This is a genomic window from Micromonospora sp. CCTCC AA 2012012 (assembly GCF_040499845.1).
Lineage (GTDB): Bacteria > Actinomycetota > Actinomycetes > Mycobacteriales > Micromonosporaceae > Micromonospora > Micromonospora mangrovi.
In genome coordinates, this window is sequence record NZ_CP159342.1 from 6,018,299 (window position 1) to 6,038,832 (window position 20,534).

A 20,534-nucleotide genomic window follows, 5' to 3' on the forward strand; every position below is an offset into this window, starting at 1 on the left:
GCCGGGGATTAGCCTGCGGACCATGACCGAGTCCGCGGAGAAGCGCTCCGCCTTCATCGTCGACGTGCTGACCGAGGAGTTCGGCGCGTCGATGGCGCTCGACCCGGCGGCGTTCCGCCGCAAGTTCCGCAAGATGGCGGCCTCCCCGTTCGCCTTCTACCGGGGCAGCGCCTCGCTCTTCTACGCCGACCAGCGCGGCGACTTCGCCGACGACCGGTTCCTCGACGAGCGGACCAGCCGGGTCTGGATCCACGGCGACCTGCACGCGGAGAACTTCGGCACCTACATGAACGCCGACGGGCAGCTCGTGTTCAACGTGAACGACTTCGACGAGGCGTACGTCGGGCCGTTCTCCTGGGACCTGAAGCGCTTCGCGGCCAGCGTGGCGCTGCTCGGCTATGCCAAGGCGCTCTCCGACGAGGTGATCGGTGACCTGGTGACCGGCTTCGCCCGCTCGTACCTGACGGAGCTGCGGGCCATCGCGGCCGGCGGGGACGACGCGATCGGCTCGATCACCCTGGACAACGCCGACGGGGTGCTGCGCCGGGTGCTCCAGCAGGCCCGGCTCAACACCCGGGTCGAGCTGCTCGCCGCGCAGACCACCATCGACAACTACGACCGCCGGTTCTCCCTCGGCGACGGCGTCTTCGAGATCGACGACGAGACCCGGGAGCGGGTCTGCGCCGCCTACGAGGCGTACCTGGAGACCCGCCCGGACTCGGCGCCCCGGCTGCGCCCGGTGGCCGCCCGGATCAAGGACGTGGTGCTGCGCAAGGGCGTCGGCATCGGGTCGGCGGGCCTGCCGTCGTACAACCTGCTGCTGGAGGGGCACACCCAGGCGCTGGAGAACGACGTGATCCTCTACATGAAGCAGGCGCAGGTGCCGGCGGTGGCGCGGCACATCGACGACGAGCGGGTCCGCGGCTACTTCCGGCACCAGGGGCACCGCACGGCCGAGTCGCAGCGGGCACTCCAGGCGTACGCCGACCCGTGGCTGGGCTTCACCGAGCTGGACGGTGCCGGCCAGCTCGTCGCCGAGGTCTCCCCGTACGCGGCCGACCTGGACTGGTCGGACGTCAACGAGCCGGAGGAGCTGGCCGGCGTGCTGGCCGACCTGGGTCGGGCGGTGGCCCGGATGCACTCGGTGGCCGACGACGAGTCCAGCCACGACCTGGTCGACTACTCCACCGAGGAGGCGATCGTCGCCGTCGTGGACGCCGACCCGGACGGTTTCGTGGGGCACCTGCTCGACTTCGCGCACGCGTACGGGCTGCGCGCCCGCGAGGACCACCAGCTCTTCGTGGACCTGTTCCGCAACGGCCGCCTGCCGGGCCTCTGAGTCACTGCTGGAAGTCCAGCACCACCTTGATGTCGTCGCCGGTGGCGGTGTACGCGTCCGCGTACTCCGCCACCGGCACCCGGCGGGTGATCAGCGACTCCAGCCAGGACAGGTCGGCCCGGGCGAGCGCCTGGGCGGCCAGGTCCCAGTGCCGGCGGTTGGCGTTGACCGAGCCGAAGACCACGGTGTTCTCCAGCACCAGCGACCGGTTGAGCGCGCCCGCGTCGAAGTCGATGGTCCGGCCGCCGCTGGACACCCCGGTCAGGCAGACCACGCCGGTCGGCCCGACCTTGCACATCGTGTCCAGCACGACGCTGGGCGCGCCGGTGCACTCGACCACCACGTCCGGCTGGAAGTCCAGCTCGCCCACGGTCGACGTGTGGTACGTCGCCCCGAGCGACCGGACCAGGTCCGGCTTCGGCCCGGTGGTGTTCCGGTCCAGCACGTGCACGGAGAGCCCGCGCTGGGTGGCCAGCAGGGCGGCGAGCAGGCCGATCGGCCCGGCCCCGGTGACGAGCACGCTCTGCGGCTGCCACTCGGCGCGGGTGCCGATCCGCTCGATGTGGTCCCACGCCTTCGCCACCACGCTGGTCGGTTCGAGCAGCATCCCGACCGGGGCGAGGGCCGGGTCCAGCCCGACGGCGAACTTCGGCTGCACCCGCCACCGGTCCCGGGCGAAGCCGGGCAGCGCCTTGATGCCGTGCTCGGTGTACTGCCCGTTGCGGCACATGTCCCACTCGCCGACCGCGCAGTTGGCGCAGGGCACCGGGTCGGGGTGCCGGACGATGCCGGCCACCAGGTCACCGGGGCGGAAGGTGCCGGTCGGGTCCTCCCGCACCCGGCCCAGCGACTCGTGGCCCAGCACGAGGCGTTCCTGGCCCGGTGGGGCCTCGCCGTAGGCCCCGGAGATGATCTCCTGGTCGGTGCCGCAGATGCCCACCGCCAGCGCCTCCACCAGGATCGCGCCCTCCTCGGCGGCCGGCTCGGGCCACTCGTCGGTGAGCTTCAGCGAGTGAGGGACCCCGGGGGTCACGGTGACGGCGCGCACGGGTTCATCTTTCCCCGCCCCGGTGCCGTCGCGCCGGCAAAGCGGCCAGAAGACCCGACGCCGACGGCGGGCGGCCCGCGACGGGCTGCGGGCCGCCGCCATAGGATCAGCGGCATGACTCCGGAAGAGGTCGGCCAGCGGTTGGTCGCGCTGCTCGCGCCGGTGGCGGCCACCACGTCGGTCTCCGGCGGCCAGGGGTACGCCCGCGCCACGGTCGACGTACCCCCGGCGAGCTGGGGGGACGCGCTCCGCGCGGCCCGCGACGACGCCGAGCTGCGGCTCGACTTCTTCGACTGGTTGTCGGCGGTCGACGAGCTGGCGGACGGCTTCGACGTGGTGGCGCACCTGTGGTCGACGGCCGGGCGGCACGGCGTGCTGCTGCGCACCCGGGTGCCCCGGGACGCGCCGTCGGTGGCGTCGGTGGTGGACGTCTATCCGGGGGCGGCCTGGCACGAGCGGGAGACGTACGAGATGTTCGGCATCTCGTTCGCCGGGCACGGCGAGCTGCGGCCGCTGCTGCTTCCGCCGGAGTTCGAGGGTCATCCGCTGCGCAAGGAGTTCGTGCTGGCCTCCCGGGTCGCCAAGCCGTGGCCGGGCGCCAAGGAACCGGGCGAGTCGGAGGCGGGCGGTGGTCGTCGCCCGATCCGCCCGCCGGGTGTGCCGGCCCCGGGGGAGTGGGGCAGTACGCCCACCCCGGCGGGCGCGGCCGGCGTCGGCGAGGGCCCGCGCGGCGGTACGCCCGCCCGCCCGGCCCGGGAACGCCCGCCCCGCCCCGCGCCGGGTGCGGCGCCGGCACGGCCCGCCCCCGGGGAGCCGGTGGCCGGTGCGGAGCCGGCGGCCGGGGAGGGGAACGCCTGATGCCCACCTGGTTGGAGCTGGTCCTGCGGGTGGTCGGCGTGCTGGTCGCGTTCCTCACCCTGCCGCTGATCGTGGGACAGGTCGAGCACAAGGTCATGGCGCACATGCAGGGCCGCCTCGGCCCGATGTACGCGGGCGGTTTCCACGGCTGGGCGCAGCTCGTCGCCGACGGCATCAAGTTCGTGCAGAAGGAGGACGTCACCCCGCGCGACGCGGACCGGGCGGTGTTCCGGCTCGCCCCGGCGGTGGCGCTGGTGCCCTATCTGCTGGCGCTGCTGGTGATCCCGCTGGGTCCGGGCGACCTGGTCGGGCAGCCGCTCGACATCGGTCTGTTCTTCGTGCTGGCCGTGGTCGGCATCGGCGTGGTGGCGGTGCTGATGTCGGCCTGGTCGTCGGCGAACAAGTACAGCCTGCTCGGCGGCCTGCGCGGCGCGGCCCAGCTGCTTGGCTACGAGCTGCCGCTGGTGCTGGCCGCCGCGTCGGTGGCGATGGCGGCGGGGACGCTCAGCCTCTCCGGCATCGTCGAGGCGTGGCGACCGTGGTGGCTGCTCTGGCAGGCGCCCGCGATGCTGATCTTCTTCGTCGCCGGGCTGGCCGAGATCCGGCGACCCCCGTTCGACATGCCGGTCGCCGACTCGGAGCTGGTCTTCGGCTACATGACCGAATACACCGGCCTGCGTTTCGCCTTCTTCCTGCTGGCCGAGTACGTCGGCATCGTGGTGATCGCCGCGCTGACCACCGTGCTCTTCCTCGGCGGTTGGCAGGGCCCGTTCGCGGACGCCCAGCTCGGCTGGCTGTGGACCCTGCTGAAGGTCTTCGCCGTCGCCTTCGTGATCATCTGGCTGCGGGTGGCGTACCCCCGGCTGCGCGAGGACCAGCTCCAGCGGCTCTGCTGGCTGGTCCTCGTCCCCCTCGCCCTCGCCCAGCTCGTCCTCACCGTGGCCGTCCGCCTGGCGCTCTGAGCGGCGGCGCGGCCCCGCTCAGCGCAGCGGCGTGTGGGCGGGGTCGACGCGTTCCGCGGGCGGGGGCGGCGGGGGCGGGGTGCCGTCGCCGAAGGGCCGGCCGCCCAGCTCCTCCCGGCCGTGCGGGGTCAGCCAGTTCGACAGGTCCGGGCCGAGCGGCACGATGCCGGTCGGGTTGATGTCCCGGTGCACCTGGTAGTAGTGCCGCTTGATGTGGTCGAAGTCGACGGTGTCCCCGAAGCCGGGCGTGGTGAACAGGTCCCGCGCGTACGCCCACAGCACCGGCAGCTCGGTGAGCTTCTGCCGGTTGCACTTGAAGTGCCCGTGATAGACCGGGTCGAAGCGGACCAGGGTGGTGAAGAGCCGGACGTCCGCCTCGGTGATCGTCTCCCCGACCAGGTAGCGCTGCCCGGCCAGCCGCTCGGTCAACCAGTCCAGCCGGTCGAAGAGCCGGTGGTACGCCTTGTCGTACGCCTCCTGGCTGCCGGCGAAGCCGCACCGGTAGACGCCGTTGTTCACGTCGGCGAAGACCACCGCGTTGACCTCGTCGATCTCGTCGCGCAGCCGCTCCGGATAGAGGTCCGGCGCCCCCTCGCGGTGGTACGCCGTCCACTCGGTCGACAGGTCGAGGCTCATCTGCGCGTAGTCGTTGGTGACCACCTGCCCGGTCGGCTCGTCCACCAGGGCCGGCACGGTGATGCCCCGCTCATAGCCGGGGAACCGCGCGAAGTACGCGTCGGCCAGCCGTTCGATGCCGAGCACCGGGTCGCGGCCGTCCGGGTCCAGGTCGAACGTCCAGCTCCGCTTGTCGTGGGTAGGGCCGGCCACCGCCATCGAGATGGCGTCCTCCAGCCCCAGCAGCCGCCGTACGATGATCAACCGGTTGGCCCACGGGCAGGCGCGGCTGACCGCGAGCCGGTAGCGCCCGGGCTCGACCGGCCAGCCGTCCCGGCCGTCGGCGGTGATCCGGGTGGCGATGTACCGCTGGTCGCGGGTGAACTCGCCGCCCGGCTCCACGTACTTCCCGCCGACCTCGTCGCCGTTGCTGCCCATGCCGCCTCCCGAGGGGTGTCGTCCCGGTCCCATCATGGTCGTTCCGGGCCGCGCCGGCAGGCCGAGCCGGTGGAGCGGGGGACTAGGCTGCCGCGGTGACCGATCTGGAGGCGGCGGCCCGACGCTTCATCGCCGACGTGTGGAACGCGGGTCGCGAGGAGACGGCGTACGAGTTGGTGGCGCAGGACTGCCCGGGGCTGGGCGGGACCGGGCCGGCGGCGGCGCTGGCGTGGCACCGGGACCGGCGGGCGGCCTTCCCGGACCTGCGCTACAAGATCGTCGAAGTGGTGGCGGCCGGGGACCGGGTGGCCGTGCACTGGCGGGCCGCCGGCACCCAGGCGGGCCAGTTCGGCCCGGTGCCGCCGACCGGGCAGGTGGTGAGCTATTCCGGGGCGACGTTCCTGCGCTACGACGACACCGGGCGGATCGTGGACGTGTGGAGCGTCAACGAGCTGTTCCAGCTCCTCCAGCAGCTCGGCGTCGAGATGCTTCCCCCGCTGCCGGGCGGCGTCAGCGGCGCCGGGGCGTGATCCGGTCGATCGACAGGTTGACCGGAAACGGTTCGCCGGTGTCGACGAACTTCGTCCACCGCCCGGTTTCCTGGTAGACCTCGTCCACCGGATCGATCTTGTAGGTGTGTACCACCAGCCCGTCGTCCTCCACCTCGATCCGCCAGTAGAACGGGATGCCGGCTTGCGCGTACAGCGCCGGCTTGAGCACCCGGTCGATGGACCGGGTGCTGGGGGAGACGATTTCGACAGCGAGCACCATCTCGTGCGGTTCGTACTTCGACGGCTCGCGGGCTGCGGCCGCCGATGTCGTCACCAGCACGTCGGGGATGAAGGAGCGGGTGCGGCTGATCCGCACCTCCACGCCTTGGGTCACGTCGTACTCGTCGGGGCATTCCTGTTCGAGCGCGACGCCGAGTCGCATCGCGATGGTCTGGTGCGTACGGGTGGGGGAGGGGGCCACGATCAGCACTCCATCAAGCAGCTCGCGGCGGCGGCCGTCCTCGGGCAGCGCGTCCAGATCGTCAGTCGTCCACCCGCCCTCGGGCGGGTAGTCGCTCTGCAGCGCGGCGGTCATCGACGGGTCCTTTCCGGTGTGTCGTTCTCCCCGCGCTCACGATACCGCCGCAAAGCGCAGGGTCGTGGTCGCGCGCGCCCGGGGCACAGGGCAGGATGGGCGGCATGACCGAGCGCAGCGGCATTCCCGGTGAAGGGTTGGTGAAGGGGCTCGCGGTCACGTTGAAGACGATGACCCGTCGCTCGACCACCCAGCAGTACCCGGACGTCGCCCCCGAGCTGCCGCCCCGCTCCCGTGGCGTGATCGCGCTGCTGGAGGAGAACTGCACGGTCTGCATGCTCTGCGCCCGGGAGTGCCCGGACTGGTGCATCTACATCGACTCGCACAAGGAGGAGGTGGCGGTGCCCGGCGCCGCCCGCCCCCGCCAGCGCAACGTGCTCGACAAGTTCGACATCGACTTCTCGCTCTGCATGTACTGCGGCATCTGCGTCGAGGTCTGCCCCTTCGACGCGCTCTACTGGTCGCCCGAGTTCGAGTACGCCGAGTACGACATCAAGGACCTGCTGCACGACAAGGACCACCTGGGCGAGTGGATGGGCACCGTCCCGCCGCCGCCCGCGCACGACCCGCACGGCGACCCCTCCAAGGAGGAGACCACCGCCGCGCGCAAGGCCGCGGCCCCGGCCCGCCCCACCCCCACCGACCGGGGTACGACCCCATGACCGGTGCGGACCTGCTGCTGCTCGCCCTCGGCGCGGTCGCGGTCGGGGCGGGGGTGCTCGTGGTGGGCACCCGCCACCTCGTCCGGGCCGGTCTCTATCTGGTGGTCTGCCTGGGCGCGCTGGCCGGCGACTACCTGGTGCTCACCGCCGAGCTGGTGGCCTGGGTGCAGGTGCTGATCTACGTGGGCGCGGTGGTGGTGCTGCTGCTCTTCGCGGTGATGCTGACCCGGGCCCCGATCGGTGCCTCCGACGACCTGGACCGGCCCGGCTGGCCGGCCGCGCTGATCGGTGGCGGCAGCGGGCTGGGGCTGGCCGTGCTGCTGGTCGACGCGTTCCGCTGGTCCCGGGTGGAGCTGCCGGCGACGGGCACCGCCGACCGACTCGGCGAGCAGGTGTTCCGCTCCTGGGTGCTGCCCTTCGAGGTGCTGTCGGTGCTGCTGCTCGCCGCCCTGGTCGGCGCGATCGTGCTCTCCCGCGCGGACATCGGCCGCGCCAGCACCGACGAGGGGGGTCGCCGGTGAGGCCGGTCGTCCCCTACGTCACGGCCGCGCTGCTGTTCGGCCTGGGCGTGTTCGGCGTGCTGCGCCGCCGCAACGCCGTACTGGTGCTGATGGCGGTCGAGCTGATGCTCAACGCGGTCAACCTGGTCCTGGTCACCGCGGACACCACGGTCCGGGCGCAGTTGCCGCACGCCGGGGAGGTCTTCGCGCTCTTCGTGATCGTGCTCGCCGCCGCCGAGATCGGCGTGGGGCTGGCCATCGTGCTCCAGCTCTACCGGCTGCGGGCGAGCGTCGCCGTGGACGAGGTGCCGTTGACCGAGACTCCGGCGCTGGTGCCGGTCGCCGCGCCGACGGCGACCGCCGCCGAGGAGTCGGGCGGGACCGCCGGGGACACGGACGGGCCGGAGGTGCGGCGGTGACCGACGAGATCGGGCGGCTGCTGCCGGCCGTGCCGCTGCTGGCCGGACTGCCCCTGGCCGCCGGCCTGGTCGGGCTGCTCCTGCCGCCCTCGCCGAGGGGCGCGGCGACCGGCGAGGACCGGGCCCGGAAGGTGGCGATCGGGCTCGGCGTGGCCGGTGCGGCCGGTGCGCTGTTGATGGCGCTGGTGCTGCTGATTCGGGTCCACCACCTGGCCGAGGGGTCGACCACCTGGGTCGACCTGGGCGGCCTGCGGGTCACCCTGGGCTACCGGCTGGACGGCACGGCGGTGCTGGTCGCCACGGCGGTGGCCGCGGTGGCCCTGGCGGTGCAGGTCTACTCGGTCGGCTACCTGCGGCGCGGCCTGCACGACGACGTCGAGGTGGACCACCGCTACCCGCCGTACGCGGCGCAGATCAGCCTCTTCACCGCCGCGATGCTGGTCGTGGTGATCTCCGGCGACCTGATCATCCTGCTGGTCGGCTGGGAGGTGATGGGCATCTGCTCCTACCTGCTCATCGCCCACGACCGGCGGCTGCCGGAGGCGCCCGCCGCCGCGGTGAAGGCGTTCCTGGTGACCCGGGTCGGTGACGTCGGCTTCCTGCTGGGCATCGCCCTGCTCGGCGTGCACGCCGGCAGCTTCCGGATCGCCGACGTGCTCGCCCACGACTACTCCACCGGCACGCTCACCGCCGCCTGCCTGCTGCTGCTCGCCGGGGTGGCCGGCAAGAGCGCCCAGTTCCCGCTGCACACCTGGCTGCCCGACGCGATGGCCGGTCCCACCCCGATCTCCGCGCTGATCCACGCCGCCACCATGGTCGCCGCCGGCGTCTACGCGGTGGCCCGGCTCTTCCCGCTCTTCGCGCGCGCCCCGGTGGCGCTCGCGGTGCTCGGGGTGATGGCCTCGATCACCCTGCTGCTGGGTGCCTTCGCAGCCACCGCGCAGGACGACATCAAGCGGGTGCTGGCCTGGTCGACGGTCTCGCAGATCGGTTACATGACCGGTGCGCTCGCGGTCGGCGCACCCACGGCCGCGCTGTTCCACCTGCTCAGCCACGCCGCGTTCAAGGCGCTGCTCTTCCTCGCCGCCGGCGCGGTGATCCACGCGGTGGGCACCACGTTGATGTCCCGGATGGGCGGCCTGCGGCGCGCCATGCCGGTGACCTTCTGGTGCACGCTGGTCGGGCTGGGCGCGCTGGCCGGGGTGCCGCCGCTGTCCGGGTTCTGGAGCAAGGACGGCGTGCTCGCCGCCGCCGAGGCCGCCGCGCTGGACGGCGCCGGTCCGGCACCGCACTGGGTCGGCTGGCTGGTCTGGTCGGCCGGGCTGCTCGGCGTCGCCGTCACCGCCTGGTACGCGACCCGCCTGCTGCTGCGTACCTTCTTCGGCGCGACCCGGATCCCGCTGGCGCACCCGCACGACCCGCCCGCGGTGATGCGCTGGCCGGTGCTGCTGCTCGCGGTCCCGGCCGCGCTGCTCGGCCTGGCGGCCTTCTGGCCGCCGTTCACCGACCGGCTCTTCGCGCCCGCCACCGAGGCGGAGCGGACCGACTTCGGCACCTCGCTGGTGCACCTCGCCCCGGCGGTGCTGCTCCCGCTGGTCCTGCTGGCGGCCGGCGTCGGGCTGGCCTGGGCGGGCTGGCGCCGTGACCCGGCCGCCGACCCGGCCCGCTTCCTGGGTCCGCTGCGGCCGGTCTTCGCCCGGGCGTTCCGGCTCGACGACGTCCAGCACACCCTCGTCGTACGGCCGACGACGGCGCTGGCCCGCGCCGTGCGGGCCGGTGACGAGCTGGGCGTGGACGGCCTGGTGGAGGGGAGCGGCCACGCCGCGGTGGAGCTGGGTGGCGGGCTGGCCGCGCTGCACCGGGCGGCCCTGCCCCGGGCGGCGGCCGCGGTGCTGGCCGGCGCCCTGCTGATCGGCCTCGCCGCCGTGCTGGTCGGAGGATTCGCGTGAGCGCGGCGCCGCGTCGGCGGCGGTCGGGTGCAGAGGGGACGCCGGCATGAACCTCGGTCAGCTGCTGCTGGTCGCCGTCCTGGCGGTGCCGGCGCTGGGCGCGGTCGCCGTCGCGGCGGTCCGGCCCGACCGGGCGGCCCGGATCGTCGGCACCGTCGCCGCCGGGCTGACCCTGCTCGCCACCCTGCCGCTGGCCGGTGGGGAGCACGGCTGGTTCGGCTACGGGCCGCGTCCCGCCGTGCAGCCCTGGCACCAGCTCGACCTGCCCTGGGTGCCCGGTCTGGAGCTGCGCTTCCACCTCGGGGTGGACGGCATCTCCTGGCCGCTGGTGGTGCTGACCGCCCTGCTCACCCTGCTCTGCTGCGCGTACACCCTGGGGCACGTGCCGGGCGGCGGCAGCGGCCGGGCGCTGGTCGCGCTGCTGCTGGTGGTCGAGGTGGGCATCCTCGGCACCTTCCTCGCCCTCGACCTGGTGCTGTTCTTCGCGTTCTTCGAGGTCGTGCTGCTCCCGATGTACGCGATCATCGCCGGTTGGGGCGGCGCGGACCGGCGACGGGCGGCCCGCAAGTTCGCCCTCTACACGCTCTTCGGCTCGGTGCTGCTGCTGGTCGGCGTCTACGTCGTGGTGGCCGCCGCCGGCACCGCCGACATCGTGGCGCTGACCGGTGGGGCCGGGCTGTCCCGGGGCACCCAGGTCGCCGCGTTCACCCTGCTGGCGCTCGCCTTCGCGGTGAAGAGCCCGCTCTGGCCGCTGCACTCGTGGCTGCCCGACGCGCACACCCAGGCACCCACCGTCGGCAGCGTGGTCCTCGCCGGGGTGCTGCTCAAGATGGGCACGTACGGCCTGATCCGGGTGGCGGTCGGGGTGGCCCCGGAGGGCGCCCGCTGGGCCGCCCCGGTGCTCGGGGTGCTGGCCGTCGCCGCGATCCTGGTCGGCTCGCTGGTCTGCCTCGCCCAGGACGAGCTGAAGCGGCTGATCGCGTACTCCAGCGTGGGACACATGGGCTTCGTGCTGCTCGGGGTGGCCACGCTGACCGCCACCGGGCTCCAGGCGGCGCTGATCGGCAACATCGCGCACGGGGTGATCACCGCCCTGCTCTTCTTCCTCGCCGGGGCGGTCAAGGACCGTACCGGCACCGGCGCGCTCGCCGAGCTGTCCGGGCTGCGGGAGACCGCACCCCGGCTCGCCGGGCTGCTCGGCTTCGCCGCGGTCGCCTCGCTGGGGCTGCCCGGGCTGGCCGGCTTCTGGGGTGAGGCGTTCGCCGTGGTGGCCGCCGTCCGGCGGGGCGGCGGGCTCTGGACGACGCTGGCGGTGCTCGCCGCGATCGGTGGGGCGCTGACCGCCGCGTACTTCCTGCGGCTGCTGCGGCAGGTCACCCACGGGCGGCCCAGCCCGGCGGTGCAGCGGCTCGCGCCCGGTCTGGCCGGGGTGGAGCTGACCGCGTGGGCCCCGCTGGTGCTGCTGGCGCTGGCCGTGGGGCTGGCCCCGGCGCTGGTCCTCGGTTATGCCGCCGGCCCGGTCGACGCCCTGCTGGGAGTGCTGAGATGAGTTCCCGGGAGCTGACCCGATGAGTCTGGTGCAGAGCGTGGACAACGTGGCGCTGCTGCCGGCGTACCTGGCGGCGGGGACGGCCGTGCTGGTGCTCCTGGTCGACCTGCTGGTGGCCCGTGCCGCCGCGACGGTGGCCGCGGCGGCGCTCGGCTCGGCGGCCACCGCGCTCGGCGCGGCGCTGGTCGGGGCGGGCGGCGAGCGTCGCACCTTCTGCGTCGGCCCGGACTGCTCCTGGGTGTACGGCAGCCGGGCGGCCCTGGTCGCCGGGCTCTTCGCACTGCTCACCCTCGGCGTGCTGGCGATCTCCGGGCCGCTGCTGCGGGCCGGTCGGGCGCCGGTGGGGGAGTACTGCTTCCTCCTCGCCTGCTCGATGACCGGCGGCGTGGTGCTCGGCGCGGCCGGTGACCTGATCACCCTGGTCGTGGCGTTGGAGACGCTGACCCTGCCGCTCTACGTCCTGGTGGGGCTGCGCCGGGGCAGCCTGGCGAGCGCCGAGGCGGCGGTGACCTTCTTCGTGGTGAGCGTGGTGGCCACCACCCTGACCCTGCTCGGCGCGGCGCTGCTCTACGCGGTGACCGGCGGGCTGCACCTGGGCCGGCTCGGCGCGACCTTCGCGGACCGCCCCGACCTGCTGGACGTCCCGCTGACCTCGGTCGCGGTGGCGCTGGTGGTGCTGGGGCTGGCGTTCAAGGTGGCGGCGGTGCCGTTCCACGCCTGGGCCCCCGCCACGTACGACGGCGCGCCCCTGCCCGTGGCGGCGTACCTGTCGACGGCGTCGAAGTTGGGCGGGGTGGTGGCCCTGCTCGCCGTGGTGCAGCAGGCGCTGCCGGCCACCGTCACCGGTCCGGTGCTGGCGCTGCTGGCGGTGCTCACCATGACCGTCGGCAACCTGGTGGCGCTGCGGCAGCGGCGGACGGTCCGGCTGCTGGCGTGGTCCTCGGTGGCCCAGGCCGGCTACATCCTCGCCCCGTTGGGCGCGCTGGCGCTGGCCGCCGGCCGCACCGCCGACGCCCGATCGGGGGCGTACGCGGCGGCCGTCGCGTACGCGGTCTTCTTCGTGGTCCTGGAGCTGGCCGCCTTCGCGGCGGTGGTGGCGCTGCGCCCGGCGGACGCCGACGGTGGCACCCTGGCCGACCTGCGCGGCGCGGCCCGCCGGCACCCGTGGGTGGGCGGCGCGTTCGCCCTCGCCCTGATCGGGCTCGCCGGTCTGCCGCCCGGCCTGGCCGGCCTCTTCGCCAAGGTGACCGTGGTCCGCGCGCTGCTGACCGGGCACGCCGGCTGGCTCGCCCTGGTGGTGGCCCTCAACGCGGTGCTCGGCCTCGCCTACTACCTGCGCCTGGCCGCCACCCTGTACGCGCCCCCGGCCGGCGAGCCGGCCCCGGCGGTCGCGGGTGCCCGGCCCGCCCGGGTGGTATCGCTGGCACTGGCCGTGGCGACCGCGTTGGCCGTGGTCGTCGGCTTCGCCCCGCAGCTCGTGCTGGACCTCGCCCGCTGAGCGCTCCCGCGCCGACCGCACAGCTCACCCACAGGATTCTCCAGACAACTCTCAGCCATGAGCAGGATGGTTGACGGGTACCGGTGGTGTTGAACCGGGCAGCGGACGCCCGTGCGGGTCCGCGCACCGAAGGAGCGATCGTGCATCACAACCGTCTGAAGACCGCAGCGCTGCTCGGCCTGTTGACCTCGCTGATCCTCGCGGTCGGCTACTGGTTCGGCGGCAGCGGCGGCCTCGTCATCGCCGTCGTCGTCTCGTTGCTGATGAACGGCGTCACCTACTTCTTCTCCGACAAGCTCGCGCTGCGCTCGATGCGGGCGCAACCGGTCAGCGAGGCGGAATTCCCCGAGCTGTACCGGATGGTCCGTGAGCTGGCCACCCAGGCGGGGCAGCCGATGCCCCGGCTCTACGTGAGCCCCACGTCGCAGCCGAACGCGTTCGCCACGGGGCGGAACCCGCAGCACGCGGCGGTCTGCGTCACCCAGGGCATCACCGAGATCCTCGACTACCGCGAGCTGCGCGGGGTGATCGGGCACGAGCTGTCGCACGTCTACAACCGGGACATCCTCATCTCCAGCGTGGCGGCCGGTCTGGCCGGCATCATCACCATGCTGGCCAACATCGCCTGGTTCATCCCGCTCGGCGGTGGCGACGACGAGGACGCCCCGAACCCGGCCGTGCTGCTGCTCACCCTGATCCTCGGCCCGATCGCGGCCACCGTCATCCAGCTGGCGATCAGCCGGAGCCGCGAGTACCAGGCCGACCAGTCCGGCGCCGAGCTGAGCCGGGACCCGCTGGCCCTGGCCAGCGCCCTGCGGAAGATCCACATGGGTACCCAGCGCCGACCGCTGCCCGCCCAAGGCCAGCTCACCAGCACCGCCCACCTGATGATCGACAACCCGTTCAAGCGGGGTGGCGGCATCGCCGGGCTCTTCTCCACCCACCCGCCGATGGAGGAGCGCGTCGCCCGACTGGAGCGGATGGCCGCCAACAGCGGCCCGGTGCAGTTCCAGCGCTGACCCACCCGTACCACCCGCTCCGCCCGGGTTCCGGTTCGCCGGACCCGGGCGGAGCGCGTGTGTGCGCGCACAAACCGTTTTCCCCGTACGCGCCCCGGCGTTAGGGTCGAAACGTCTCTCACCCATTACACCGCTGGAGGTCGACCGTGGCCGCACTGCGCCAGTACCTGGGCGTCTGGCGGATCCCCGGCGCGCCGATGCTGCTGATCCTCGGCGTCATCGGCCGGCTCGGGATCGGCATGACGCCGCTGGCGCTGCTGCTCGTGGTCGAGGAGGTGACCGACCGGTACTCGCTGGCCGCGGTCGCCGGTGGCATCTACGCCCTCTCCGGTGCCGCGCTCAGCCCGGTCGCCGGCCGGATCGCCGACCGGGTCGGCCCCACCCCCGTGCTGCTGGCCACCGCCGTCGCCCACCCGCTCGCCCTCTTCGGGCTGCTCGGGGCGACCCGCGCCGAGGGTGGCAGTCTGCCCTTCATCTACCTGGCCGCCGGGCTCGCCGGTGCCACCTACCCGCCGCTCACCGCCGCCATCCGGGGTGCCTGGAACGACCTCACCGGCGCCACCTCCGGCCGGTACCACCTGCGCAACACGGCGCTGGCCGCGGAGACCTCCCTCTTCGAGATCGTCTTCGTGCTCGGTCCGCTGCTGGTCGCCGCGTTCGTGCTGCTCGCCGACGCCGCCGCCGCGCTGGTCGGTGCCGCCGTGGTCACCCTGGTCGGCACCGGTGCGGTCGCGCTCGGCCGGGTCATGCGCGGCTGGCGGCCGCACTCGCACGAGCACCACGCCAAGGGCCTCGGCCCACTGCGGGTGGCCGGCTTCCCGGCGCTGCTGCTCTGCGTCGCCAGCCTCGGCATCGCCTTCGGCGCCGCCGGGGTGACCGTGCCGGCCTTCGCCGGCAACGCCACCGCCGACGACCCGGAGAGCATGGCCGGCGTCCTGCTCGCCGTCTGGGGCATCGGCAGCGCCGCGGGTGGTTTCTGGTTCGGCGTACGCCGACCCGCGCCGAACATGACCCGCCAGTTCGCCTGGCTGCTCGGTGGGGTGGCCGCCAGCTTCGCCCTCTTCGCCGTGATGCCGACGCCGTCGGCGCTGGGCGTCGCGCTGGTGCTCGGTGGCGCCACCATCGCCCCGGCGCTGACCCTGGAGAACACCCTGGTCGGGCGGATCGCCCCGACGGGCATGCTGAACGAGGCGTACACCTGGGTGGTCACCATGTCGGTGGCGGCGAGCGCCGCCGGCGGCGCGGTCGCCGGCCTGATCGTCGACCACGCCGGTGGCGTGCCGTGGGCGTTCCTCTTCGCCGGGGCGGCGGTCGCTGTCGGGGCCGGTGTGGCGGCGCTCCCGGGCGGCCCGATCGCCCGCGCCGAGGCCACCGCGGTACGCACCGAGCAGCCGGTCCCCGTCTGACGGTGGGTCTCAACGGGTCCCGGACGGGTACAGGACCGGGATGTTCCTCTTCTTCTCGAACCGCATCGGATGTCTCGGCTCGATCCTGATCAGCGCGGTCATCACGGTGGTCCTGCTGTTGATCTTCTCGCGCTGAGCGTCCCGGGCGTCAGGCGATCGCGGAGGCCGTCGGGGTCCGCACTGCCTCAACGAGGGGCGCGCCCGAGTGGGCGCGGAAGCTGCGGCGGGCCGGTCCCAGGCCGTCGGCCGTCCCGCGAAGGGTGACGGTCCGACGGCCATGGGCAACGCGGAGGACGGGCCACAGTGGGCGGTCGGTCGAGCCTTACCGGTAGTTGGTGAACTGGAGGGCGACGCCGAAGTCCTCGCCCTTGAGCAGCGCGATGACGGCCTGGAGGTCGTCCCGCTTCTTGCCGGTCACCCGGAGCTGGTCGCCCTGGATCTGCGCCTGGACGCCCTTCGGCCCCTCGTCGCGGATCTTCTTGCTGATCGCCTTCGCCTTGTCGGTCTCGATGCCCTGGATCACCTTGGCGTCGATCTTGAAGATCTTGCCCGATCCGCGGGGCTCGCCGGCGTCCAGCGACTTCAGCGAGATGTTCCGCTTGACCAGCTTCTCCTTGAAGACGTCCAGCGCCGCCAGGACCCGCTCCTCGGTCTCCGCCTGGAGGCTGATCGCCTCCTCGCCCGACCAGGAGATCTCCGCGCCGGTCCCGCGGAAGTCGAACCGCTGCGCGAGCTCCTTCTCCGCCTGGCGGAGGGCGTTGTCGACCTCCTGGCGGTCGACCTTGCTCACGATGTCGAACGACGGGTTCGCTGCCATGCTGATGCTCCTGCTGTCCGGCGGTCTGTGGTGTTTCGTCGCCCGCTGACCAGCGGTACGACCCCCTGACGGTACCCGCTTGCACGGATCCCGGGGGCAACCGCTATCCTTGCTTCCGCTGCCACGCCACGGCGTGGTGGGTGCCCTGGCGGGTTGCCCGAGCGGCCAATGGGAGCGGACTGTAAATCCGTCGCGAAAGCTACAGAGGTTCGAATCCTCTACCCGCCACCAGGTGCACCAACGGCCCCCGACCAGCAGGAATGCTGATCGGGGGCCGTTGTCGTTCATCCGGCTGTGCCAGCCTCTGGTGGTGGTGTGGGTAACGGATCACAATGAGCCGATCGAGGACGAGCGGACGGGGGCGACCGGTGGAGCAGTTTCCCGTGGTGGTCGGTGCCGGCTCGTTCAGGTCGGTCGATGACGAGGCGATCCGGTTCCCGCACCGGTGGACACCCGAGGGCGTCACGGTCGAGGCGGCCTTCACCGGGGCCCACCTGTTGCACCTCGCCGCTGCGGGCTGCGTCCTGAACGACGTCTACCGGGAGGCCGACGGGCTCGGCGTCCGCATCGACGGCGTACGGGTGTCGGCCGAGGGCGGCTTCGACACCGGGACGTGGGTCTCGCACGGCATCAGCTACCACGTCGAGTTGGACTCACCCGCCTCCGCCGAGGAGCTTGCCCGGCTGCTGGCTCGGGTCGACGAGGTCGCCGAGATCCCACGGGCGATCCGCGCCGGCACCTCGGTACGCAGAAGATGACCCGCCGACCGGGACTGAAAACGGCGGGTTGCGTGTCCGCTACGGGTGGTAGAGGATCTAGGTGGGGATTCAGGCGCTAGGTCGGTTCTTGGGACTAGCGCCCACGGGGGAACCGGTAAACATTCTGGCCACATGACTGGCCGGGTCAGCCGGACGGGTCGAGCCGCCCCCGCGAGTGTCCTGAGCGCACGGCTGTGGCTTTCCAGCGTGCGCGCCCTGTGGCACCATCATGGAATCTCCATTGTTTTCTGCACCCTGCCGACAGGAGCACAGTGATGTCTGGTCGTAGGTCCGGCCGGCTGCTCGGCGTGACGCTGGCGCTCGTTGCCCTTGCCGCCCTCGCCGGCGGTGTCATCGGTGTTGACCCTGACCTGAGCCAGCTCGGATACGACTGGTCCGCAGCGGCGGTGTCCACGCTCGTTCCCTGACCTCCGCGGCACACGCGCGTCCTGGCAGGTCCCGCCAGGCGTCATGGTTTGAGGAGCGGGATGGCAACGAGTCGCCGGCCGGCGCGGAGAACGACTGATTCAGCCTGGCTGATCACCGGTCCACTCGCGCTGATCACCGTCGTGGGTCTCGTCATCCTCAGCCTGGCCAACCCGCCGACCGTGCGGGACGCGGTGGCGGCTCCCGTCCTGCTCCTGGTCCTGGTCGCCGCCGGCACCCAGGTTCTCCAGTTCATCGTGCTCCGGCAGGGGCTCTCCGTCACGCTGACGGAGATCCCCCTCGTGCTCGCCTTCCACTACCTGCAGCCGGTCACCGTGGTCCTCGTGGCCGCGTTCGCCGCGCTCATCGGCCAGATGAGACGCCGGCTGACGCCGACCAAGGTGTGGTTCAACGTGGCGAACGCGGGAGCGGGCGCCACGGTCGCCAGTCTGGTGCTGCTCGCCATGCCCTCGTCCGAGGGCGTCGGTCCACCGATCTGGGGCGTGCTCTTCGTCGCGGTGGGCACCTACACGCTGGTCACCCTCACGGGGGTCGGGGGCGTGATCAGCCTGCTGCAGGGACTGCAGGCAGGCTGGCAGGTCGTCCGCAGCGCGGCGCCCACGCTCCTCGCCGCGGCGGTCAACGTCGCCATCGGTCTGGTCATCCTGATCGTGCTCAGCAGCAGCGGCTGGGCGATCCTGCTGCTCGCCGCGGTGGCGCTGGCGGTGGCCTTCGTCTACCGGTCCTACTCGCGGTTCTTCCGCCAGCACCGGACACTCACCGACCTCTACGACCTGACCAGGGCGGTGACCGAGCGGGGCCAGGACGGCACGCTGGTCGACGCGCTGCTCGGCCGGATCCGCAGCCTCATGCAGGCCGAGTACGCGACGCTCTGGCTGCCGCCGCAGGGCCGGCATCCGGAGGTCCTGCTCACCGCCAAGGTCGACGCTCCCGGCCTGCTGGACTTCGCGCCGGGGCCGGCCGCGATCCGGCAGCGGGTGCTCGAGTCGGGCCGTCGGGTGGCGGTCGGGCGGAAGCTGGGCGACGACGCCGACCTGCCCCGCTCCGGCGCGAACCCGGTCACCGACATCCTGGTCGTGCCGCTGCGCTCCGGTCAGGCCGTGATCGGCACCCTGGAGATCGTCAACCGGCTGGGCGACACCAACCACCTCACCTCCGCCGACATCCCCATCTTCGAGACGGTCGCCGCGCACGCCGCCGTCGCCCTGGAGAATTCCCGGCTGGTCGACCGGCTCCGGCACGACGCCTACCACGACGCGCTGACCACGCTGCCCAACCGGCGGCGGATCACCGGCGCGCTGGAGGAGGCGGTCAAGATCCGGGCGCCGGGCGAGGTGGTGGCGGTGCTGCTCTTCGACGTGGACGGGCTGCGGCAGGTCAACGAGTCGCTCGGGCACGCCGCGGGGGACAAGGTCCTCGTCGAGGTCGCCGAGCGGCTGCGCGCCTGCGCCCCCTCGTCGGCCCTGGTGGGTCGGGCCGGCGGTGACGAGTTCCTGGTGACCCTGCGGCTGGAGAACGCCGAGGCGGCGGTGGAGCTGGCCGCCCAGTTGCGGGAGCAGATCCGCGACGAGATGGTCTTCGACGCGCTCACCCTGGACGTGGACACCGCCGTCGGGGTGGCCGTACACCCGGATCACGGCAGCGATGCCGCGACGCTGCTGCAACGGGTGGACCTGGCCGCGACGGCGGCCAAGTCGGTGCCCGGCAGCGTGCAGCTGTTCAACCCGGCGCTGGAGTCCCGGTCGCTGCGCCGGCTCGGCCTCGCCGGCGACCTGCGCCGCGCGCTGGACGACGGCGAGCTGGAGGTCTATTTCCAGCCCAAGGTGACGTTGCGGGACCGCCGGCTGCTCGGGGTGGAGTGCCTGGCCCGCTGGGAGCACCCGACGCACGGCACGGTCGCCCCGGAGGACTTCGTCGCGGTGGCCGAGCACACCGGGCAGCTGGGCCGGCTCACCGAGGTGGTGCTCCGGGAGGGGCTGCGGCGCAGTCGGGACTGGACGCACGCCGAGCAGCCGCTCGCCGTCGCGGTCAACCTCTCCGCGCGTACGTTCACCGACCCGCACTTCCCGGACCGGGTCCGCGAGCTCCTCGACGAGTACGGGGTGCCACCGCAGCGCCTCACCTTCGAGATCCGGGAGGCCGGGGTGCTGGACGGCACCGAGCGGCCGATACCGACCCTGCGCCGGCTGCGGGACCTCGGCGTCCGCCTCTCGGTGGACGACTTCGGCACCGGCTCCTCGTCGCTGGCCTACCTGCGTCGGCTCCCGGTGCACGAGGTGAAGGTCGACCGGTCGTTCGTGCAGGGCATGGCGACCGACCCGGGGGACCTGGCGATCGTGAACGCGGTGGTGACGCTCTCCCAGCAGTTCGGCCTGGCCGTGGTGGCCGAGGGGGTGGAGAGCGAGCTGACCCTGGAGCTGCTCCAGGACATCGGCTGCGAGATCGGCCAGGGCTTCCTGTTCAGCCGTCCCCTGCCGTACGAGCGGCTGGAGGCCTGGTTCGGCGCCCAGGTGGAGTCGGAGCCGGCCGGTTCGGCGGAGGCGCCGCGGCTCCGGGTGGTCCCGGATCGTTCGGTGACCCTGCTCTGAGCTGGGCGGATCCTGATCTTCCCGGCGAGGGGGGATCCGATTTCACCTCGACGGCACCCGTCGTGTACTGTTCTTCCTGCGCGACACCCCACGGGGTGATCGGGTAGGCCCCCTTAGCTCAGTCGGCAGAGCGTCTCCATGGTAAGGAGAAGGTCTACGGTTCGATTCCGTAAGGGGGCTCAAAGGGTCCGGCTGGACCCGCCACGGCGGTGTAGCTCAGATGGCAGAGCAAGCGGCTCATAATCGCTGTGTCGCCGGTTCAAGTCCGGCCACCGCTACTCTCGTCCTCCGGGCTTTCCGGTGGTCGATGTGATGGGCGCCCCAGGTGCCCATTTTGCATGTCCGCGCCGTCAGCGCGTACGCTGATGCGCCGTAGTTGTTATCCGTAGCGAGGAAGGCACTCCGCCGTGGCGAAGGCGACCGATGTCCGGCCGAAGATCACTTTGGCGTGTGTGGAGTGCAAGGAGCGCAACTACATCACGCGCAAGAACCGTCGTAACGACCCGGACCGCATCGAGCTGAAGAAGTTCTGTCCCCGGGACGGCAAGCACACGATCCACCGCGAGACCCGCTGAC

At 72.8% G+C, this 20,534-nt stretch carries 20 protein-coding genes and 3 tRNA genes; 19 read left to right on the plus strand and 4 right to left on the minus strand.

The features are described from left to right. The first annotated feature begins 22 nt into the window (after positions 1-22). On the plus strand, positions 23-1,339 hold the full coding sequence (locus ABUL08_RS27230) for a DUF2252 domain-containing protein (protein ID WP_350932890.1): 1,317 nt from the start codon (positions 23-25) through the stop codon (positions 1,337-1,339). Position 1,340: 1 nt separating this feature from the next. Here the strand turns inward: ABUL08_RS27230 and ABUL08_RS27235 are convergent, their stop codons facing one another. Beyond that, complete coding sequence (locus ABUL08_RS27235; RefSeq protein WP_350932892.1) at positions 1,341-2,387, minus strand: glucose 1-dehydrogenase; 1,047 nt, start codon at positions 2,385-2,387, stop codon at positions 1,341-1,343. A gap of 114 nt (positions 2,388-2,501) precedes the next feature. On the opposite strand from ABUL08_RS27235, the gene ABUL08_RS27240 reads away from it, so the two are divergent. Together ABUL08_RS27240 and nuoH are read left to right on the plus strand one after the other, a co-directional pair. Next, on the plus strand, positions 2,502-3,245 hold the full coding sequence (locus ABUL08_RS27240) for an NADH-quinone oxidoreductase subunit C (protein ID WP_350932893.1): 744 nt from the start codon (positions 2,502-2,504) through the stop codon (positions 3,243-3,245). Next, positions 3,245-4,207 carry an NADH-quinone oxidoreductase subunit NuoH gene (gene nuoH / locus ABUL08_RS27245; RefSeq protein WP_350932894.1) on the plus strand — a complete coding sequence of 321 codons (963 nt, stop codon included), beginning with the start codon at positions 3,245-3,247 and terminating at the stop codon, positions 4,205-4,207. The genes ABUL08_RS27240 and nuoH overlap by 1 nt, the downstream gene beginning before the upstream one ends. A gap of 18 nt (positions 4,208-4,225) precedes the next feature. On the opposite strand, the gene ABUL08_RS27250 is transcribed toward nuoH, so the two are convergent. Further along, positions 4,226-5,260, minus strand: coding sequence for a glutathione S-transferase family protein (locus tag ABUL08_RS27250; RefSeq protein ID WP_350932895.1), 1,035 nt, complete (start codon positions 5,258-5,260; stop codon positions 4,226-4,228). A gap of 95 nt (positions 5,261-5,355) precedes the next feature. On the opposite strand from ABUL08_RS27250, the gene ABUL08_RS27255 reads away from it, so the two are divergent. Then, positions 5,356-5,790 carry an ester cyclase gene (locus tag ABUL08_RS27255; protein WP_350932897.1) on the plus strand — a complete coding sequence of 145 codons (435 nt, stop codon included), beginning with the start codon at positions 5,356-5,358 and terminating at the stop codon, positions 5,788-5,790. Here ABUL08_RS27255 and ABUL08_RS27260 read toward each other — a convergent pair. After that, positions 5,771-6,346, minus strand: coding sequence for a Uma2 family endonuclease (locus ABUL08_RS27260; RefSeq protein WP_350932898.1), 576 nt, complete (start codon positions 6,344-6,346; stop codon positions 5,771-5,773). The two genes, ABUL08_RS27255 and ABUL08_RS27260, sit on opposite strands and share 20 nt — an antisense overlap. A gap of 104 nt (positions 6,347-6,450) precedes the next feature. Here ABUL08_RS27260 and ABUL08_RS27265 point away from each other — a divergent pair, with 104 nt between their 5' ends. The 8 genes from ABUL08_RS27265 (at position 6,451) to ABUL08_RS27300 (ending at position 15,348) form a co-directional block, all read left to right on the plus strand. Next, positions 6,451-7,008 carry a NuoI/complex I 23 kDa subunit family protein gene (locus ABUL08_RS27265; RefSeq protein WP_377521825.1) on the plus strand — a complete coding sequence of 186 codons (558 nt, stop codon included), beginning with the start codon at positions 6,451-6,453 and terminating at the stop codon, positions 7,006-7,008. After that, positions 7,005-7,529, plus strand: coding sequence for an NADH-quinone oxidoreductase subunit J family protein (locus ABUL08_RS27270; RefSeq protein WP_350932900.1), 525 nt, complete (start codon positions 7,005-7,007; stop codon positions 7,527-7,529). The genes ABUL08_RS27265 and ABUL08_RS27270 overlap by 4 nt, the downstream gene beginning before the upstream one ends. Continuing rightward, the gene (gene nuoK, locus ABUL08_RS27275) at positions 7,526-7,927 is read left to right on the plus strand and encodes an NADH-quinone oxidoreductase subunit NuoK (RefSeq protein ID WP_350932902.1); all 402 of its coding nucleotides are present in this window, start codon (positions 7,526-7,528) and stop codon (positions 7,925-7,927) included. Before ABUL08_RS27270 ends, nuoK begins: the two co-directional genes overlap by 4 nt. Then, positions 7,924-9,876, plus strand: coding sequence for an NADH-quinone oxidoreductase subunit 5 family protein (locus ABUL08_RS27280; RefSeq protein ID WP_350932903.1), 1,953 nt, complete (start codon positions 7,924-7,926; stop codon positions 9,874-9,876). Before nuoK ends, ABUL08_RS27280 begins: the two co-directional genes overlap by 4 nt. Positions 9,877-9,922: 46 nt before the next feature. Continuing rightward, positions 9,923-11,425: a complex I subunit 4 family protein gene (locus tag ABUL08_RS27285; protein ID WP_350932904.1), complete on the plus strand. Its 1,503-nt coding sequence runs from the start codon at positions 9,923-9,925 to the stop codon at positions 11,423-11,425. A 19-nt stretch (positions 11,426-11,444) separates the two neighbouring features. Continuing rightward, positions 11,445-12,923 carry an NADH-quinone oxidoreductase subunit N gene (locus ABUL08_RS27290; protein ID WP_350932905.1) on the plus strand — a complete coding sequence of 493 codons (1,479 nt, stop codon included), beginning with the start codon at positions 11,445-11,447 and terminating at the stop codon, positions 12,921-12,923. Between the two features lie 140 nt (positions 12,924-13,063). After that, positions 13,064-13,942 (plus strand): zinc metalloprotease HtpX, encoded by an 879-nt coding sequence (gene htpX, locus ABUL08_RS27295; protein WP_350932906.1) that lies wholly within the window; start codon positions 13,064-13,066, stop codon positions 13,940-13,942. A 146-nt stretch (positions 13,943-14,088) separates the two neighbouring features. Beyond that, a complete protein-coding gene (locus tag ABUL08_RS27300; protein ID WP_350932907.1) occupies positions 14,089-15,348 on the plus strand; it encodes an MFS transporter in 1,260 nt (419 codons plus the stop codon). 322 nt (positions 15,349-15,670) lie between these two features. Here the strand turns inward: ABUL08_RS27300 and ABUL08_RS27305 are convergent, their stop codons facing one another. Next, positions 15,671-16,165: a YajQ family cyclic di-GMP-binding protein gene (locus ABUL08_RS27305; RefSeq protein WP_350932908.1), complete on the minus strand. Its 495-nt coding sequence runs from the start codon at positions 16,163-16,165 to the stop codon at positions 15,671-15,673. Between the two features lie 147 nt (positions 16,166-16,312). Here ABUL08_RS27305 and ABUL08_RS27310 point away from each other — a divergent pair. The 7 genes from ABUL08_RS27310 (at position 16,313) to rpmG (ending at position 20,533) form a co-directional block, all read left to right on the plus strand. Beyond that, positions 16,313-16,396 (plus strand) — tRNA-Tyr (locus ABUL08_RS27310). Between the two features lie 137 nt (positions 16,397-16,533). Next, positions 16,534-16,923 carry an OsmC family protein gene (locus ABUL08_RS27315; RefSeq protein WP_350932909.1) on the plus strand — a complete coding sequence of 130 codons (390 nt, stop codon included), beginning with the start codon at positions 16,534-16,536 and terminating at the stop codon, positions 16,921-16,923. 275 nt (positions 16,924-17,198) lie between these two features. Beyond that, a complete protein-coding gene (locus ABUL08_RS27320; RefSeq protein ID WP_350932910.1) occupies positions 17,199-17,351 on the plus strand; it encodes a hypothetical protein in 153 nt (50 codons plus the stop codon). A 60-nt stretch (positions 17,352-17,411) separates the two neighbouring features. After that, positions 17,412-19,958: a putative bifunctional diguanylate cyclase/phosphodiesterase gene (locus ABUL08_RS27325; protein ID WP_350932911.1), complete on the plus strand. Its 2,547-nt coding sequence runs from the start codon at positions 17,412-17,414 to the stop codon at positions 19,956-19,958. Between the two features lie 107 nt (positions 19,959-20,065). Continuing rightward, positions 20,066-20,138, plus strand: a tRNA-Thr gene (locus ABUL08_RS27330). 25 nt (positions 20,139-20,163) lie between these two features. Further along, a tRNA-Met gene (locus ABUL08_RS27335) sits at positions 20,164-20,236 on the plus strand. A gap of 129 nt (positions 20,237-20,365) precedes the next feature. Continuing rightward, entirely contained in the window at positions 20,366-20,533 is a 168-nt protein-coding gene (rpmG, locus tag ABUL08_RS27340; RefSeq protein ID WP_067301359.1) for a 50S ribosomal protein L33, read from the plus strand. Position 20,534 lies beyond the last annotated feature (1 nt).